Source organism: Rhizobacter sp. (assembly GCA_019635355.1).
In the GTDB taxonomy this organism is placed as follows: Bacteria; Pseudomonadota; Gammaproteobacteria; order Burkholderiales; family Burkholderiaceae_C; genus Rhizobacter.
In genome coordinates this window covers 2,439,490-2,455,996 of the sequence record JAHBZQ010000001.1, presented here as the reverse complement: position 1 = coordinate 2,455,996, position 16,507 = coordinate 2,439,490, and the positions used below count along the sequence as shown (strand labels likewise).

The window sequence follows — 16,507 nt, the reverse complement described above, 5'->3', positions numbered from 1 at the left end:
TGGCTCTTCTGATGAGCTACAGTGCAGATAAGTGCACTTCAGTGGGTTTTTGTGGCAAACATTGTGTTCCAGGGTCCAGCCGCGCTGACGCTGGACGGCAAAGGGCGTATCGCCATGCCGTCGCGTCACCGCGAGGTCCTGTCCGCAATGAACGTGAGCCAGCTCACCATCACCAAGCACCCGGAAGGGTCGCTGCTGGTGTTCCCCCGCCCCGCCTGGGAAATCTTCCGCGACAAGGTCGCCGCGCTCCCGATGGAAGCGGCCGGCTGGAAGCGTGTCTTCCTCGGCAACGCGATGGACGTGGAAATCGACGGCTCCTCGCGCGTGCTGATCGCGCCCGAGCTGCGCGCGGCGGCCGGCCTCACGCGTGAAGTCATGCTGCTCGGGATGGGCAGCCACTTCGAGCTGTGGGACGCCGCCCGCTACGCCGAGCACGAGGCCAAGGTGATGCAGTCGCCGATGCCCGAGTCGCTGAAGAGCTTCAGCTTCTGAGCGAGCCGGTCATGTTTGAACACACCACCGTGCTCCTGAACGAGGCGGTCGACGCGCTCGTGACGAGCGTCGACGGCACCTATCTCGATGGCACCTTCGGCCGCGGCGGCCATTCGCGGCTGCTGCTCTCGCGGCTCTCCGACAAGGGGAGGGTCGTCGCCATCGACAGGGACCTGCAAGCCGTTGCCGCCGCCACGACAGGAGCAACGCGGGTCGATGACCCGCGTTTTTCCATCCATCACACGAGCTTTGCGCACATGGCCGACGCCTTGGCCGCGCAGGGCATCTCCAAGGTCAATGGGCTCCTGCTCGATCTGGGTGTGTCTTCGCCCCAGATCGACGACCCGGATCGCGGGTTCAGCTTCCGCCACGACGGCCCGCTGGACATGCGCATGGACACATCGCGGGGTGAGAGCGCCGCGGATTTCCTGGCCCGCGCCGACGAGCGCCTGATTACGGAGGTGATCAAGAACTATGGGGAAGAACGGTTTGCTCTACAGGTTGCAAAGGCGCTTGTTGCTCGGCGCCAAAGCGGGAATCCAGTTCGAACCACTCGCGACCTTTCCGAAGTCGTGGCTGGCGCGGTCAAAACCCGCGAGCCGGGCCAGAACCCTGCAACGCGCACATTTCAGGCTCTTCGGATTTTCGTCAACGCCGAGCTTGAGGAACTCGAACAAGCTCTGAGCGCGGCGATCGACCTCTTGCTGCCCGGCGGGCGGCTGGTGGTCATCAGCTTCCACTCGCTCGAAGACCGCATCGTCAAGACCTTCATCGCCAACGAGAGCAAGGAGGTCTTCGACCGCCGGGCTCCGTTTGCGGCACCGAAGGCGATGCGGCTCAAGTCACTGGGGCGTGTCAAACCTTCCGACGAGGAGGTCAACGCCAACCCACGCTCACGCTCTGCCGTGATGCGCATTGCTGAAAGAACGGAGGCCTTGGCATGACGATGAAGATCGTGCTGTGGAATCGGAAGGCGGCATGACCCGTCTGAACGTTCTGCTGCTGGTGGCGCTCGTGATGAGCAGCGTCTATCTTGTCCGTGTGTCCTACGACTCACGGCGCCTCTTCGCGCAGCTGGACCGCGCGCAGAGCGAGGCTCGCCAGCTGGAGATCGAGCATGAGCGGCTGATCGCCGAGAAGCAGTCTCAGGCCACGCCGCTGCGGGTGGAGAAGGTCGCGCGCGAGCGCCTGGCGATGCGCAATGCCACACCCGCCGTCACGCAGTACGTGCCGTATTCGCCTGCGGCCGCTTCGGCCCCGGGGGGCGCGAAATGAAGCTGCCGGGTAGCAAGTCTCAGAAGAACCCGAAGGCGGGCGCCGTCAACGTGCGCAGCGTCATGTATTCGACGAGCCCGCTGCTCGCCTCGAAGACGCCGCCGTGGCGTTCGAAGTTTCTTGTCGGCCTCGTCGGCCTGGGCTTCTGCGTGCTCGCCGGCCGCGCGGTCTACGTGCAGATCGTCGGCAACGACTTCTTCCTCAAGCAGGGCGAGATCCGCTACGCCCGCACGCTGGAGCTCGCCGCCAGCCGCGGCCGCATCACCGACCGCAGCGGGCTCATCCTCGCTTCCAGCGTGCCCGCGCCTTCGCTGTGGGTCATCCCCAAGGACTTCGAGGCCGACAAGCACCAGCGCGCCAACCTCGCCAAGCTTTTGGGCATGACCCCCACCGAGCTCGCCAACCGGCTCGACGACAGCCCCAACTTCGTGTGGCTGCGCCGCCAGGTCGATGACGCCGTGGCGAAAAAGGCGCTGTCGCTCGGCATCAAGGGCCTCTACCAGGTGCGCGAGTTCAAGCGCAAGTACCCCGAGGGCGAGGCGGCGGCGCACGTGGTGGGCTTCACCAACATCGAGGAGAAGGGCCAGGAAGGCATCGAGCTCGCGTTCCAGAAAGACCTGCAGGGCCGCAACGGCACCCGCCGTGTGGTGAAGGATCGCCTGGGCCGCGTGGTCGAAGACATCGGCGAGAGCGTGCAGCCGGTCGATGGCCGCGACATCCAGCTCTCGATCGACTCGAAGGTGCAGTTCTACGCCTACCAGCGCATCCGCGACGCGGTGGCGCAGCACAAGGCCAAGGCCGGCAGCGTGGTGGTGCTCGACGTGCAGAGCGGCGAGGTGCTGGCGCTGGCCAACTTCCCGAGCTACTCACCCAACGACCGGCAAAACCTCACCGGCGGCCAGCTGCGCAACCGCGCGCTGACCGACACCTTCGAGCCCGGCTCGACCATGAAGCCCTTCATCGTGTCGCTCGCGATGGAGACCGGCCGCGTGTCGCCCAAGACCGTGATCGCCACCGCACCGGGCAGCATCAACATCACCGGCTCCACCATCCGCGATGCCCACCCGCACGGCGACCTGACGGTGGAAGAGGTGATCCAGAAGTCGAGCAACGTCGGCACCGTCAAGATGGCGATGCAGATGCAGCCGCGCGAGATGTGGGAGCTGTACACGCAGGTGGGCCTCGGCCAGCGGCCGCAGATCGACTTCCCCGGCGCGGTGAGCGGGCGCCTGCGTCCCTACAAGACCTGGCGCCCGGTGGAACAGGCGACCATGAGCTACGGCTATGGCCTGTCGGCGAGCCTCTTCCAGCTGGCGCGGGCGTACACCGTGTTCGCGCGCGATGGCGAGCTGGTGCCGACCTCGATCCTCAAGAACCACAACCTGCCGAACGACGTGCAGGCGCCGGGTGTGCGCGTGATGTCGCCCAAGACCGCGCAGGCCGTGCGCCACATGCTGCAAATGGCCGCCGGCCCCGGCGGCACCGCGCCCAAGGCGCAGACCATCGGCTACTCGGTGGGCGGCAAGTCGGGCACCGCGCACAAGCAGGAAGGCAAGGGCTACGCCGACAAGAAGTACCGCTCGTGGTTCGTCGGCATGGCGCCGATCGACAAGCCGCGCATCGTGGTGGCGGTGATGGTCGACGAGCCGAGCGACGGCAAGTATTTCGGTGGCGACGTGGCCGCGCCGGTGTTCAGCGAAGTCGTGCAGCAGACGCTGCGTTCGATGAGCGTGCCGCCCGACCTCGAGGTCAAGCAGCAGATCGTGACGAACAAGCTGCCGGTGGTGGAGGAGAGCTTCTGATGACGGCCTCTCCCGTGTCATTGACCACCTTGCTTGACGTGGGCAGCGCCGTCGCGTGGCTGAAGAGCCGCGGCGTGAAGCAGCTGCGCACCGACAGCCGGCGTGTGCAGCCGGGCGACGCCTTCATCGCGTGGCCGGGCTATGCGAACGACGGTCGCCAGTTCGTGCCCGCCGCCCTGGCGGCCGGTGCCGCGGCGTGCCTGGTCGAGGCCAAGGGGGCCGAAGCCTTCCACTTCGACGGCGCGAAGGTCGGTGCGCTGGCAGGCCTCAAGGCCGCCACCGGGCCGCTCGCGAGCGCCTGGTACGAGCAGCCGAGCAAGCGGCTCGACGTGGTGGCCGTGACCGGCACCAACGGCAAGACCTCCACCGCGTGGTGGGTGGCGCAGGCGCTCTCGCTGCTGGGCAAACGCTGCGGCGTGGTCGGTACGCTGGGCGTGGGCGAGCCGCCATCGGCCGCGGCAGCGCCGGGTGCGACCATCCAGTCGACCGGCCTCACCACGCCAGACCCCGTCACGCTGCAGGCCGGCTTCAAGGGCTTCGTCGACCAGGGTTTCCAGGCCTGCGCCATCGAGGCCTCGTCGATCGGCATCGTGGAGCACCGCATGGCGGGCACGCAGGTGGCGGTGGCCTTGTTCACCAACTTCACCCGCGACCACATCGACTACCACGGCACGATGGAGGCCTACTGGGCCGCCAAGGCCCAGCTCTTCAACTGGCCCGGGCTGCATGCGGCGGTGCTCAACGTCGACGACGAGCGCGGCGCGGTGCTCGCGCCCCTGCTGGCCAACCTCGACGTGTGGACGTACAGCACCAAAGGCTTTGCGCGCCTGCGGGCCAGCGACGTGGCCTACCGCGACGGCGGCCTATGTTTCACCGTGCGCGAGGGTGATGCCGCGAGCGGTGTGCGCACCGGCCTGATCGGCGACTACAACGTATCGAACCTGCTGGCCGTGATCGGCGGCTTGCGTGCGCTCGGCATCCCGCTCGCCGACGCGGCGCGGGTCTGCGCCCAGCTCACGCCAGTGCCCGGCCGCATGCAGCAGGTGGGCGGTGGCGAGCAGCCGGTGGTGGTGGTGGACTACGCCCACACACCCGACGCGCTGGAAAAAGCGCTGCAGGCCGTGCGCCCCTTCGCGCAGGAACGCCAGGGCACGCTGTGGTGCGTGTTCGGCTGCGGCGGCAACCGCGACGCGACCAAGCGCCCGCTGATGGGCGCCATCGCCGAGCGCGAGGCCGACCAGGTGGTGGTGACGAGCGACAACCCGCGCCTGGAAGCGCCGGGCCAGATCCTCACGCAGATCGTCGCCGGCATGGCGCGGCCGGATCGTGCGCTCGTGATCGAAGACCGCCGCGCGGCCATCGTGCATGCGGTGAAGAACGCGAAGCCGCAAGACGTGATCCTCGTCGCCGGCAAGGGCCACGAGGCCGAGCAGGACATCGGCGGGGTGAAGCACCCGTTCTCCGATGTGGACGAGTCGCGCACGGCGCTTGCCGCGAGGGTGTCGCCATGATGATGACGCTCGCCCAAGCCCACGCACTGCTCTCTGGCTCCACGCTGGTGGGCGATGGCGCGCTCACGCTGAACCGCGTGCACTCCGACACGCGCACGCTGCAGGCCGGCGACTTTTTCGTGGCGCTGAAAGGTGAGCGTTTCGACGCGCACGACTTCCTCTCGCAGGCGCAATCTGCCGGTGCGGTGGCCGCGCTCGCCGAGCGAGGCCTCGTCGAAGCCGGCCTGCCGGGCCTGCAGGTGGCCGACAGCAAGCAGGCGCTGGGCGCGCTGGCTGCCGCATGGCGCGCACGCTTCCAGCTGCCGTTGATTGCCATCACCGGCAGCAACGGCAAGACCACCTGCACGCAGATGACGGCTTCGGTGCTGCGTGCGTGGCAGGGCGAGGCTGCGTTCTGGACCGAAGGCAATTTCAACAACGACATCGGCGTGCCGCTCACGCTGCTGCGGATGCGCGACACGCACCACGCCGCCGTGATCGAACTCGGCATGAACCACCCGGGCGAGATTGCCGGCTTGGCCACGATGGCGGCGCCCACCGTCGCGCTCGTCAACAACGCCCAGCGCGAGCACCAGGAATTCATGGCGACGGTCGAAGCCGTGGCGCGCGAGAACGCGACGGTGTTCGACGCGCTCGGCCCGACCGGCACCGCCGTGTTCCCCGCCGACGACACATACGCGCCGCTGTGGCACCAGCTCGCCGGCATGCGCCCCACGCTGACCTTCGCCCTCAAGGGCGCGGCCGACGTGACGGCCGATGCCGAGTGGGCCATCGACCACTGGTCGCTGATGCTGCACACACCGGCCGGTTTCGCCGCCGTGCAACTGCGCATGCCCGGCTGGCACAACGTGAAGAACGCGCTGGCCGTCACCGCCTGCGCGCTCGCTGCCGGTGCGCCGCTCGACGCGATCGTGCGCGGCCTCGAAGCCTTCGAGCCGGTGAAAGGCCGCTCGCAGCTCAAGCGCGCGCAGGTGCAGGGCGTGCCAGTGGCCCTCGTCGACGACACCTACAACGCCAACCCCGACTCGGTGCGTGCTGCCGTCGAGGTGCTGTCGCAGCTGCCCGGCCCACACTGGCTCGTGCTCGGTGACATGGGCGAGGTGGGCGACCAGGGCCCGGCCTTTCACCGCGAGGTGGGCGCGTATGCGCGCACGCACGGCATCGATGCGCTGTGGACCGTCGGCCAGCTCTGCCGCTACGCCGCCGATGCCTACGGCCCGGGCGCGCGTCACTTCGATTCGGTGGCTGCACTGCTGACCGCGCTGCCCGCCGCACCCGACTGCGCCTCGATGCTGGTCAAGGGTTCGCGCTTCATGAAGATGGAACAGGTGGTGGCCGCCCTCGTGCCCGCGGCTCCTGCACAACAACAAAAAGGACATTGACCACCATGCTGCTGAGTCTCTTCCAGTGGCTGCAGAGCCTGTACCCGGAGCAACTCGGGTTCCTGCGCGTCTTCCAGTACCTCACCTTCCGTGCGGTGCTGGCGGCGATGACCGCTTTGCTGATCGGCCTTGCCTTCGGGCCGTGGGTGATCCGACGCTTGACGGCACTCAAGATCGGCCAGCCCATCCGCGAATACGGCGTGCAGCAGCACATCGCCAAGAGCGGCACGCCCACCATGGGTGGCGTGCTGATCCTCATTGCCATCGGCATCAGCACACTGCTGTGGTTTGACTGGAGCAACCGCTTCGTCTGGATCGTGATGATCGTGACGATGGGCTTCGGCGCCATCGGCTGGGTCGACGACTGGCGCAAGGTCGTCAAGAAAGACCCTGAAGGCATGCGCTCGCGCGAGAAGTTCTTCTGGCAGTCGCTGATCGGCCTGGTGGCGGCGGTGTACCTCGCGTTCAGCGTGTCGGAGACTTCCAACCTGCGGGTGCTGGAACTCTTCATCCGCTGGGTGCAGAGCGGCTTCTCGAACGACCTGCCGCCCAAGGCCGACCTGATGATCCCCTTCATCAAGACGATCAGCTACCCGCTGGGCGTCTTCGGTTTCATCATCCTCACCTACCTCGTGATCGTGGGGGCGAGCAACGCGGTGAACCTCACCGACGGCCTCGATGGCCTGGCGATCATGCCGGTGGTGATGGTGGGCTCGGCGCTCGGCGTGTTCGCCTATGTGGTGGGCAGCTCGGTGTACTCGAAGTACCTGCTGTTCCCCTACATCCCCGGTGCCGGCGAGCTGCTCATCTTCTGTGCCGCGATGGCCGGCGCGGGCCTCGCCTTCTTGTGGTTCAACGCCCATCCGGCGCAGGTGTTCATGGGCGACGTGGGCGCGCTGTCGCTGGGCGGCGCGCTCGGGACGATTGCCGTCATCACCCGCCAGGAGATCGTGCTCGGGATCATGGGTGGCATCTTCGTGGTCGAAGCGCTGTCGGTGATGCTGCAGGTGAGCTGGTTCAAGTACACGAAGAAGAAGACCGGCACCGGCCGGCGCATTTTGAAGATGGCGCCGCTGCACCACCACTTCGAGAAATCGGGCTGGAAGGAGACGCAGGTCGTCGTGCGCTTCTGGATCATCACCATGTTGTTGTGCCTGGTCGGATTGGCCAGTCTGAAGTTGCGTTGATAAGAAGATGAAGCATCTGAAGGACGCTCATGTGCTGGTACTGGGACTCGGTGAGTCCGGCTTGGCCATGGCGCGCTGGTGTGCGGAACACGGCGCGCGTGTGCGTGTGTGGGACTCGCGCGAAACCGCTCCGCAAGACGCGGCGCTGAAAGAGCAGGTGCCGTCGGCTGAACGCCTGAGCGGCGTGCTCGACGCCGCACTGATGCGCGAGGGCGTGCAGCTGGTGCTGAAGAGCCCGGGCCTCGCCCCGACCGACGAACGCATCGCCCCCTTGCTCACGCTCGCGCGCGAGACCGGTGTGCCGGTGCAGGGCGAGCTCGACCTCTTCGTCCGTGCGCTGGCCGATCTGAAGGCCGAGCGAGGCTACGCCCCGAAGGTGATCGCGATCACCGGCACCAACGGCAAGACCACCACCACCTCGATGACCGGCCAGCTGATCGAGCGCACCGGCAAACGTGTGGCCGTGGCCGGCAACATCGGGCCGACGATGCTGCAGACGCTGGCCGATGCGCTGGCGCTGGAGCCGACGCCCGAGGTGCCTGCAGTGGAAGCCGTTGCCGAGGCTGGCGCGGCCGTGCCCAACGAGCCGGTGACCGAGCCGCCCGCGCCGGTCGACGACGACGTGATCGCCGCCGAAACGGAAACGCTCGGTGCGCAGGAGATTTCTGCAGAAGCCGAAGCCGCTGCGCTGGCGGCCGAGCCGGCTGTGGCAGCCGTTGCCGTTGAATCGCCGGCCGACGATGAGCCCACCGGCGGCGGCCCTCCGCCTCACCTGATCCCACCGCCGCCGCCCGGCCCGGTGTTCGAGCACTTGCCCGAGGTGTGGGTGCTGGAGCTCTCCAGCTTCCAGCTCGACGGCGTGCAAGGCTTCGAGCCCACCGCCGCCACCGTGCTCAACGTGACGCAGGACCACCTGGACTGGCACGGCAGCATGGAGTCGTATGCGGCCGCGAAGGCGCGCATCTTCGGCAGCGGCGCGGTGATGGTCATCAACCGCGACGACCCGCTGGTCGAGAAGATGATCCCGCCGCCTGTGCCGGGCAAGGGCCGCTTCGCCAAGCCGATCGAGCGCCACGTGGTGCGCTTCGGCCTCGATGCGCCGCAGCGCCCGGGCGACTTCGGCGTGCTGGTCGAGAACGGCATCGCCTGGCTGGTGCGTGCGCTCGAGCCCGATGAGTCCGGTGTGAAGAAGCCCAAGAAGGGCGCCGCGGTCGAAGAGGAAGACCTCATGATCCAGCGCCTGATGCCGGCGGATGCGCTGCGCGTGAGAGGCCGCCACAACGCCGCCAACGCGCTGGCCGCACTGGCGCTCGCCACCGCGGCCGGCAGCCCGCTCGCGCCCATGCTGCATGGCCTGCGCGAGTACGCAGGCGAGCCGCATCGCGTGGAGTTCGTCGCCACCGTCAACGGCGTCGAGGCGTATGACGACAGCAAGGGCACCAACGTCGGCGCCACCGTCGCGGCGCTGAATGGCCTGGGCGAAGACAAGTCGCCCAGCAAGCTCGTTGTCATCCTCGGCGGTGACGGCAAGGGGCAGGACTTCGCGCCGCTCGCCACCCCCGTGCAGCACCACGCGCGCGCGGTGGCCACGATCGGCCGCGATGCCGAGGCCATCGAGCAGGTGCTGCGCTTCACCGGCGTGCCGGTGCAACGCCATGCCACGCTGGAAGAGGCCACGCGCTGGGCTTTCCAGCGCGCGCATGCAGGTGACGCGGTGCTCTTGAGCCCGGCCTGCGCGAGCCTTGACATGTTCCGCAACTACGCGCACCGCGCCGAGGTCTTCGTGGCCGAAGTGCAGGCCGTGGCGTCGGCGGGCGGGGAGGTCGTGTGACGACGCTTGCCGGCCGTTTCGCCTTCGTCGGTTCGCTGAAAGAGCGGCTGCTGTCGCTCGTCAAGCGCGACGGCGGCACCAGCGTGCCCATCCGCGACTGGACCGGCGCGTCCGGCCAGCCCACCAAGCTGCAAGGCTTCGACCTGCAGCTCATCTGGGTCGTGCTGGCCTTGATGGCGCTCGGGCTGGTGATGGTCTATTCGGCCTCGGTCGCCTTGCCCGACAACCCGAAGTTCGCCCGCTACGCGCCCACACACTTCCTCATGCGGCATGCGCTGTCGATCCTCGTGGCCTTCGTCGCCGCGGTGATCGTGATCCAGGTGCCGGTCAACGTGTGGGAGAAATTCGCCCCCTGGGTTTTCGTGGCGGCGCTGCTGCTGCTGGTGCTGGTGCTGATCCCTGGCATCGGCAAGGGCGTGAACGGCGCGCGTCGCTGGATCCCGCTGGGCTTCACCAACTTCCAGCCCTCCGAGCTCGCCAAGCTCGCCATCGCGCTCTACGCCGCCAACTACATGGTGCGCAAGATGGAGGTGAAGGAGAACTTCTTCCGCGCGGTGATGCCGATGGCGGTGAGCGTGGCGGTGGTGGGCCTCCTGCTGCTGGCCGAGCCCGACATGGGCGCGTTCATGGTGATCGCGGCCATCGCGATGGGCATCCTCTTCCTCGGTGGCGTGAACGGGCGCATGTTCTTCCTGATCACCGCCGTGCTGGTGGGCGCTTTCGTGCTGATGATCACCTTCAGCGAATGGCGGCGCGAGCGCATCTTTGCGTACCTGAACCCGTGGGACGAGAAGTACACGCTGGGCAAGGCCTACCAGCTCTCGCACTCGCTGATCGCCTTCGGCCGCGGCGAGATCTTCGGCCAGGGGCTGGGCGGCAGTGTCGAGAAGCTGCACTACCTGCCCGAGGCGCACACCGACTTCCTGCTCGCGGTGATCGGAGAGGAGCTGGGCTTCATCGGCGTGGCCGCGGTGATCTGCGCCTTCTTCTGGCTCGCGCGGCGCATCTTCCACATCGGCCGCCAGGCGGTGGCGCTCGACCGGGTGTTCGCCGGTTTGTTCGCGCAAGGCATCGGCATCTGGATCGGCGGCCAGGCCTTCATCAACATGGGCGTGAACCTGGGCGTGCTGCCGACCAAGGGGCTGACGCTGCCGCTCATGAGCTTCGGCGGCTCGGGCATCCTGATGAATCTCGTGGCGCTTGCGATCGTGTTGCGCATCGACATCGAGAACCGGCAGTTGATGAGAGGAGGCCGCGCATGAGCGCCAAGCACCTCGTCATCATGGCGGCGGGCACGGGTGGGCACGTGATCCCGGGCCTCGCCGTCGCCACCGAAATGCAGAAGCGCGGCTGGACGGTCAGCTGGCTCGGCACCACGCACGGCATGGAGAACAAGCTCGTGCCGCCCTCGGGCATCCCGATGGACAACATCACGTTCAGCGGGCTGCGTGGCAAGGGCTTGCTGCACACGGCGACGGGCGGTTTCCGTCTATTGGTCGCGTTCTGGCGTTGCCTGCAGATCCTGCGCAAGCGCCACGCGAACGCGGTGCTCGGCATGGGCGGCTACGTCTGCTTCCCGGGCGGGCTGATGGCCTCGCTGCTGAGCAAGCCACTGATGCTGGTCAATGCCGATGCGTCGCTGCTGATGAGCAACAAGAGCCTTTTGCCGGTCGCCGACAAGGTGGCCTTCGGCTTCGATGGCGAGGCCGCGCACAAGGTCAAGCAAGGCATCGTGACCGGCAACCCGGTGCGCGCCGAGATCGAGAGCCTGCCGCCGCCGCTGGAGCGATTCGAGGGCCGCATCGGCGCCCTGCGGGTGCTGGTGGTGGGCGGCAGCCTGGGCGCAAGCGCGCTGAACGACGCGCTGCCGCGTGCCCTGGCCCTGCTGCCGGTGCGCGAGCGGCCGGTCGTGACGCACCAGACCGGCACGGCCAATTTCGAGAAAGCCCGCGCCGACTACGCCGCGCTGCACGTCGACGCCGAGGTGCTGCCCTTCATCCACAACATGAGCGAGCGCCTGGCCGAGTGCGACGTGATCATCTGCCGCGCCGGTGCGGTGACGGTGAGCGAGCTGTGTGCGGCCGGCGTGGCGAGCGTGCTGGTCCCGCTGGTGGTGAGCACCACCAGCCACCAGCGTGACAACGCCGAATGGCTGGCGCGGCAGGGCGCCGCGATCCACCTGCCGCAAAGCGAGCTGACGCCGCAACGATTGGCAGACCTGTTGAAAGGCCTCACGCGCGAAGCGCTGATGAGCATGGCGACCAAGGCACGGGCGCTGGCGCGTGTGCGCGCCGCGTCGAAGGTCGCCGATGAACTTGAAAGGTTGGTGACAGCATGAGAGCGATCCGAGCGCCGGGCCGCCCCAAGCCGGATCGCATCCCCTCGGGGGATCGGCCGATGTACTCATCGGACGAGGGGCAGTCATGAAGCACGCGGTGAAGCACATCCATTTCGTCGGCATCGGGGGTGCGGGCATGAGCGGCATTGCCGAGATCCTGCACAACCTCGGCTACACGGTGTCGGGCTCCGACCAGAGCGACAGCCCGGTCTCGCGTCGTCTCGCATCGCTCGGCATCAAGGTCTTCGTCGGCCACGCGGCCGAGAACATCGCGGGCGCGCAGGCGGTGGTCACGTCGACGGCCGTGAAGGGCGACAACCCCGAGGTGCTGGCCGCCCGCGCCAAGCGGGTGCCGCTGGTGCCGCGCGCGGTGATGCTGGCCGAGCTGATGCGCCTGAAGCAGGGCATCGCCATCGCCGGCACGCACGGCAAGACGACGACCACGTCGCTGGTGACGAGCGTGCTGGCCGAAGCCGGTGTCGACCCCACCTTCGTGATCGGCGGTCGGCTCAACGCGGCCGGTGCCAACTCGCGCCTCGGCTCGGGCGACTACATCGTGGTTGAGGCCGACGAGTCGGACGCCTCGTTCCTCAACCTGCTTCCCGTGATCAGCGTCGTGACCAACATCGACGCCGACCACATGGACACCTACGGCCACGACCTGACCAAGCTCAAGGGCGCGTTCGTCGAGTTCCTGCACCGCATGCCGTTCTACGGTGCGGCGATTCTGTGCGGGGACGACCCGGGCGTGAAGTCGATCATCCCGATGGTGTCGCGCCCCGTCGTGACCTACGGCTTCGGGCCCGACAACCAGGTGCGTGCCGTCAACGTGCAGGCGCTCGAAGGCGGCCAGATGCGCTTCACCGCGCAGCGCCGCAATGGCGTCGTGATGCCCGACCTCGACATCACGCTCAACCTGCCTGGCGAGCACAACGTGCTCAACGCGCTCGCGGCGGTGGCGGTGGCCACCGAGCTGGAGCTGCCCGATGCGCCGCTCGTGAAAGCGCTCGGTGAGTTCCACGGCGTTGGCCGGCGTTTCCAGCGCTACGGCGACTGGCCGGCGAAGGACGGCGGCAAGTTCACGCTGATCGATGACTACGGCCACCACCCGGTGGAAATGGCCGCGGTGATCGCGGCCGCACGCGGTGCGTTCCCGGGCCGTCGCCTGGTGATCGCGTTCCAGCCGCACCGCTACACCCGCACACGCGACTGCTTCGAAGACTTCGTGAAGGTGATGGGCACGGCCGATGCGGTGCTGCTGGGCGAGGTCTACGCCGCTGGCGAAGCGCCGATCGTCGCGGCCGATGGCCGCTCGCTCGCCCGCGCGCTGCGCGTGGCCGGCAAGGTCGACCCGATCTTCGTGGATGAGATTTCGCAGATGCCCGCGGCAATCGCCGAGCAGGCCAAGGGCGGTGACGTGGTGATCGCGATGGGCGCCGGCACGATCGGCGCGGTGGCGGGGCAGGTGGCAGAGATGTTGAAGGAGGCCACATGAGCATCAACGTGAAGGCCTTGGGCAAGGTGGCCGTGCTGATGGGCGGCACTTCGGCCGAGCGCGACGTGTCGCTGATGTCGGGCGAGGGCGTGCTGCAGGCACTGCAATCGCAGGGCGTGGATGCGCACGCGTTCGACCCCGCGAAGCAGGATCTCGTCGAACTGAAGAAGCAGGGCTTCGACCGCTGCTTCATCGCGCTGCACGGCCGCCACGGCGAAGACGGCACCGTGCAGGGCGCGCTCGAATTGCTGGGCATCCCCTACACCGGCTCCGGCGTGATGGCCTCCAGCATCGCGATGGACAAGGTGATGACCAAGCGCATCTGGCTGGCCGAAGGGCTGCCGACGCCGCGCTACGTGGTGCTGCCGGCCGACCGCCAGTCGCGCGAGGACGTGCGCGCCGTGCCCGATGAGTTGGGCCTGCCGCTCTTCGTCAAGCCGCCGCACGAAGGGTCGTCGATCGGCGTCAGCAAGGTGAGCGGCTATTCCGAAATGGCCGATGCGGTGGCGCTGGCCGCCAAGTACGACCACGAGGTGCTGTGCGAAGAGTTCATCGACGGTGACGAAGTGACCTGCCCGGTGCTCGGCCACGGCGCCAACGCAGTGGCGCTGCCCGTCGTGCGCATCGCCGCGCCCGAAGGCGACTACGACTACCAGAACAAGTACTTCACCGACGTCGTGAAGTACCACGTGCCGAGCGGTCTGCCGGAAGCGGAAGAGCGCGAGATCCAGCGCATCGTGGTCGAGGCCTACCGCACGCTGAACTGCCGCGGCTGGGGCCGCGCCGATCTGATGATCAGGAAGAGCGACCGCAAGCCCTTCCTCCTGGAGATGAACACCTCGCCGGGCATGACCTCGCATTCGCTGGTGCCGAAGTCGGCCGCGGCGAACGGCATGCCCTATGAGCAGCTTTGCCTGCACTTGATTGCCAACGCTTCGCTGGACAGCTCCAAGACCTGAACATGCGCGCCCACGCCGCCACCCCTCGCTTCAACCCGGCCGCCGTCGAGCTGCCGGGCGAGGTGCGCCTGGTCAACATCACCGCCTCGATGCTCTTCATCGTGGGCGGTGTGTTGATGGCGGCGCTCGCGCTGATGTGGCTGATCCGCCAGCCGGTGTTCAACATCAAGGCGGTGAAGGTGGAAGGCGAGGTCACGCGCAACAGCGTGTCGACCATCCGCGCCAATGCGCTGCCCCAGCTCGCGGGCAACTACTTCACGCTGGATCTGTCGCGCGGCAAGCAGGCCTTCGAGGCCGTGCCCTGGGTGCGCCAGGCCATCGTGCAGCGCGTATGGCCCAACCGGCTGCGCGTGCTGCTCGAAGAGCACCACGCGGTGGCGCTGTGGGCCATGAAGGATGGCGACGACCAGCTCGTCAACCAGCAGGGCGAGGTGTTCCAGGCCAACCTCGGTGACGTGGAAGACGAGGCGCTGCCCACGCTCAAGGGCCCGGATGGCAGCTCGGCCGAAGTGCTCGCGATGTACCAGCGCCTCGTGCCGGTGTTCGAAAAGCTCGAGATGCACATCGACCAGCTGTCGATGAGCGGCCGTGGCTCGTGGCACGCCGAGTTCGACAACGGCGCCGAGATCGAGCTCGGCCGGGGCACACAAGATGAACTGGTGGCACGCAGCGAGCGCTTCGTCGCCACCGTCACGCAAGTGATCGAGCGTTACCAGCGTCCGCTGGTCTACGCCGATCTGCGACACAACGAAGGTTATGCCGTGCGGCTGAAGGGGATCACCACCACCACGGTGGCCACCCCGCCCGGCAGGAGAAATTGAGGGAACACATGGCCAAGGAATACAAGGACCTGGTCGTCGGCCTGGACATCGGCACCGCCAAGGTGATGGCGGTGGTGGCCGAAGTCTTGCCCGACGGCGAGCTGCGCGTGGCCGGCCTCGGCATCGCGGCCGCCCACGGCTTGAAGCGCGGCGTGGTGGTCAACATCGACGCCACCGTGCAGAGCATCCAGCAGGCGCTGAAAGAGGCCGAGATGATGGCCGACTGCAAGATCACACGCGTCTACACCGGCATCACCGGCAGCCACATCCGCGGCCAGAACTCGACCGGCATGGTGATCGTGCGCGACAAGGAAGTGACGCCGGTCGACGTGACGCGCGTGGTCGAGACGGCCAAGGCGATCAATATTCCCAACGACCAGCGCTTGCTGCTGGTGGAGCCGCAGGAATTCGTGATCGACGGTCACGAGGTCAAGGAGCCCATCGGCATGAGCGGTGGGCGTCTCGAGGTGAAGGTGCACATCGTGACCGGCGCGCAGAGTGCCGCCGAAAACATCGTGAAGTGCGTGCGCCGCTGCGGGCTCGAAGTCGACCAGCTGGTGCTCAACCCGAGCGCGAGCAGCCATGCGGTGCTGACCGAGGACGAGAAGGACCTGGGCGTGGCGCTGGTCGACATCGGCGCCGGCACGACCGATGTGGCGATCTTCACCGACGGGGCGATCCGCCACACCGCGGTGATCCCGATCGCGGGCGACCTGATCACGAGCGACATCGCGATGGCGCTGCGCACGCCGACGAAAGACGCCGAAGAGATCAAGGTCGAGTACGGCGTGGCCAAGCAGCTGCTCGCCGACCCCAGCGAGCAGCTCGAAGTGCCGGGCCTGGGCGACCGTGCGCCGCGCATGCTGTCTCGCCAGGCGCTGGCCGGCGTGATCGAGCCGCGCGTGGAAGAGATCTTCTCGCTCGTGCACCAGGTGATCCGCGACAGCGGCTACGAAGAGCTGCTGTCGAGCGGCATCGTGCTCACCGGCGGCGCGGCGGTGATGCCGGGCATGGTGGAGCTGGGGGAAGACATCTTCCTGAAGCCGGTGCGCAAGGGCCTGCCCACCTACCACGGATCGCTCTACGACATGGTGGCCAACCCGCGCTCTGCGACGGTGATGGGCCTTCTCGAAGAAGCCCGACTCGGCCGCGCGCGTGGCATCAAGGCTGCGCAACAAGCCGGGTCCGTCAAAACACTGTTCGGCCGAGCCAAAGACTGGTTCCTCGGCAATTTCTAAAACACAGGGAGTTCACATGAATCGCCAACCACAACTCAACGATCGTCTCCAGCGGGCGCACCACCTGGGCCATGACCCACCGGGCGCCTGGCCACCCCAGACCGCGGGCCCACCCGCGGCACAGCAAGAAGAGAAGACGAGTTTTTCAACACACACGGCAACTGCAAAGAATTGGA

General features: G+C 67.5%; 14 protein-coding genes. All 14 read left to right on the top strand.

The genetic code is table 11. The annotated features are described in order from the left end of the window. Positions 1-51 precede the first annotated feature (51 nt). The 14 genes from mraZ (at position 52) to ftsA (ending at position 16,331) form a co-directional block, all read left to right on the top strand. Positions 52-492, top strand: a complete 441-nt coding sequence (mraZ, locus tag KF892_10990) for a division/cell wall cluster transcriptional repressor MraZ (protein MBX3625530.1) — start codon at positions 52-54, stop codon at positions 490-492. Positions 493-503: 11 nt separating this feature from the next. Further along, the gene (rsmH, locus tag KF892_10985; protein ID MBX3625529.1) at positions 504-1,436 is read left to right on the top strand and encodes a 16S rRNA (cytosine(1402)-N(4))-methyltransferase RsmH; all 933 of its coding nucleotides are present in this window, start codon (positions 504-506) and stop codon (positions 1,434-1,436) included. Between the two features lie 34 nt (positions 1,437-1,470). Further along, the gene (gene ftsL, locus KF892_10980) at positions 1,471-1,767 is read left to right on the top strand and encodes a cell division protein FtsL (GenBank protein ID MBX3625528.1); all 297 of its coding nucleotides are present in this window, start codon (positions 1,471-1,473) and stop codon (positions 1,765-1,767) included. Then, on the top strand, positions 1,764-3,569 hold the full coding sequence (locus KF892_10975) for a penicillin-binding protein 2 (protein ID MBX3625527.1): 1,806 nt from the start codon (positions 1,764-1,766) through the stop codon (positions 3,567-3,569). Before ftsL ends, KF892_10975 begins: the two co-directional genes overlap by 4 nt. Next, positions 3,569-5,080 (top strand): UDP-N-acetylmuramoyl-L-alanyl-D-glutamate--2,6-diaminopimelate ligase, encoded by a 1,512-nt coding sequence (locus KF892_10970; protein ID MBX3625526.1) that lies wholly within the window; start codon positions 3,569-3,571, stop codon positions 5,078-5,080. Before KF892_10975 ends, KF892_10970 begins: the two co-directional genes overlap by 1 nt. Continuing rightward, positions 5,077-6,462 (top strand): UDP-N-acetylmuramoyl-tripeptide--D-alanyl-D-alanine ligase, encoded by a 1,386-nt coding sequence (gene murF / locus KF892_10965; GenBank protein ID MBX3625525.1) that lies wholly within the window; start codon positions 5,077-5,079, stop codon positions 6,460-6,462. The genes KF892_10970 and murF overlap by 4 nt, the downstream gene beginning before the upstream one ends. A 5-nt stretch (positions 6,463-6,467) precedes the next feature. Further along, entirely contained in the window at positions 6,468-7,649 is a 1,182-nt protein-coding gene (gene mraY, locus KF892_10960; GenBank protein ID MBX3625524.1) for a phospho-N-acetylmuramoyl-pentapeptide-transferase, read from the top strand. Positions 7,650-7,656: 7 nt separating this feature from the next. Next, positions 7,657-9,480 (top strand): UDP-N-acetylmuramoyl-L-alanine--D-glutamate ligase, encoded by a 1,824-nt coding sequence (murD, locus tag KF892_10955; GenBank protein MBX3625523.1) that lies wholly within the window; start codon positions 7,657-7,659, stop codon positions 9,478-9,480. Continuing rightward, entirely contained in the window at positions 9,477-10,742 is a 1,266-nt protein-coding gene (gene ftsW, locus KF892_10950) for a putative lipid II flippase FtsW (GenBank protein MBX3625522.1), read from the top strand. Before murD ends, ftsW begins: the two co-directional genes overlap by 4 nt. Continuing rightward, complete coding sequence (gene murG / locus KF892_10945) at positions 10,739-11,818, top strand: undecaprenyldiphospho-muramoylpentapeptide beta-N-acetylglucosaminyltransferase (GenBank protein MBX3625521.1); 1,080 nt, start codon at positions 10,739-10,741, stop codon at positions 11,816-11,818. Before ftsW ends, murG begins: the two co-directional genes overlap by 4 nt. An 85-nt stretch (positions 11,819-11,903) precedes the next feature. Then, positions 11,904-13,313 carry a UDP-N-acetylmuramate--L-alanine ligase gene (locus KF892_10940; GenBank protein MBX3625520.1) on the top strand — a complete coding sequence of 470 codons (1,410 nt, stop codon included), beginning with the start codon at positions 11,904-11,906 and terminating at the stop codon, positions 13,311-13,313. After that, a complete protein-coding gene (locus tag KF892_10935) occupies positions 13,310-14,272 on the top strand; it encodes a D-alanine--D-alanine ligase (GenBank protein MBX3625519.1) in 963 nt (320 codons plus the stop codon). Before KF892_10940 ends, KF892_10935 begins: the two co-directional genes overlap by 4 nt. A gap of 2 nt (positions 14,273-14,274) precedes the next feature. After that, on the top strand, positions 14,275-15,093 hold the full coding sequence (locus KF892_10930; protein MBX3625518.1) for a cell division protein FtsQ/DivIB: 819 nt from the start codon (positions 14,275-14,277) through the stop codon (positions 15,091-15,093). Between the two features lie 8 nt (positions 15,094-15,101). Then, positions 15,102-16,331, top strand: a complete 1,230-nt coding sequence (ftsA, locus tag KF892_10925; GenBank protein ID MBX3625517.1) for a cell division protein FtsA — start codon at positions 15,102-15,104, stop codon at positions 16,329-16,331. Positions 16,332-16,507 lie beyond the last annotated feature (176 nt).

Coding starts and splice junctions, on each gene's coding strand:
- KF892_10930 (MBX3625518.1), top strand. CDS start 14,275: ATGCGCGCCCACGCCGCCACCCCTCGCTTCAACCCGGCCGCCGTCGAG.
- KF892_10970 (MBX3625526.1), top strand. CDS start 3,569: ATGACGGCCTCTCCCGTGTCATTGACCACCTTGCTTGACGTGGGCAGC.
- rsmH (MBX3625529.1), top strand. CDS start 504: ATGTTTGAACACACCACCGTGCTCCTGAACGAGGCGGTCGACGCGCTC.
- ftsA (MBX3625517.1), top strand. CDS start 15,102: ATGGCCAAGGAATACAAGGACCTGGTCGTCGGCCTGGACATCGGCACC.
- mraY (MBX3625524.1), top strand. CDS start 6,468: ATGCTGCTGAGTCTCTTCCAGTGGCTGCAGAGCCTGTACCCGGAGCAA.
- KF892_10940 (MBX3625520.1), top strand. CDS start 11,904: ATGAAGCACGCGGTGAAGCACATCCATTTCGTCGGCATCGGGGGTGCG.
- murG (MBX3625521.1), top strand. CDS start 10,739: ATGAGCGCCAAGCACCTCGTCATCATGGCGGCGGGCACGGGTGGGCAC.
- ftsL (MBX3625528.1), top strand. CDS start 1,471: ATGACCCGTCTGAACGTTCTGCTGCTGGTGGCGCTCGTGATGAGCAGC.
- KF892_10975 (MBX3625527.1), top strand. CDS start 1,764: ATGAAGCTGCCGGGTAGCAAGTCTCAGAAGAACCCGAAGGCGGGCGCC.
- KF892_10935 (MBX3625519.1), top strand. CDS start 13,310: ATGAGCATCAACGTGAAGGCCTTGGGCAAGGTGGCCGTGCTGATGGGC.
- murF (MBX3625525.1), top strand. CDS start 5,077: ATGATGATGACGCTCGCCCAAGCCCACGCACTGCTCTCTGGCTCCACG.
- murD (MBX3625523.1), top strand. CDS start 7,657: ATGAAGCATCTGAAGGACGCTCATGTGCTGGTACTGGGACTCGGTGAG.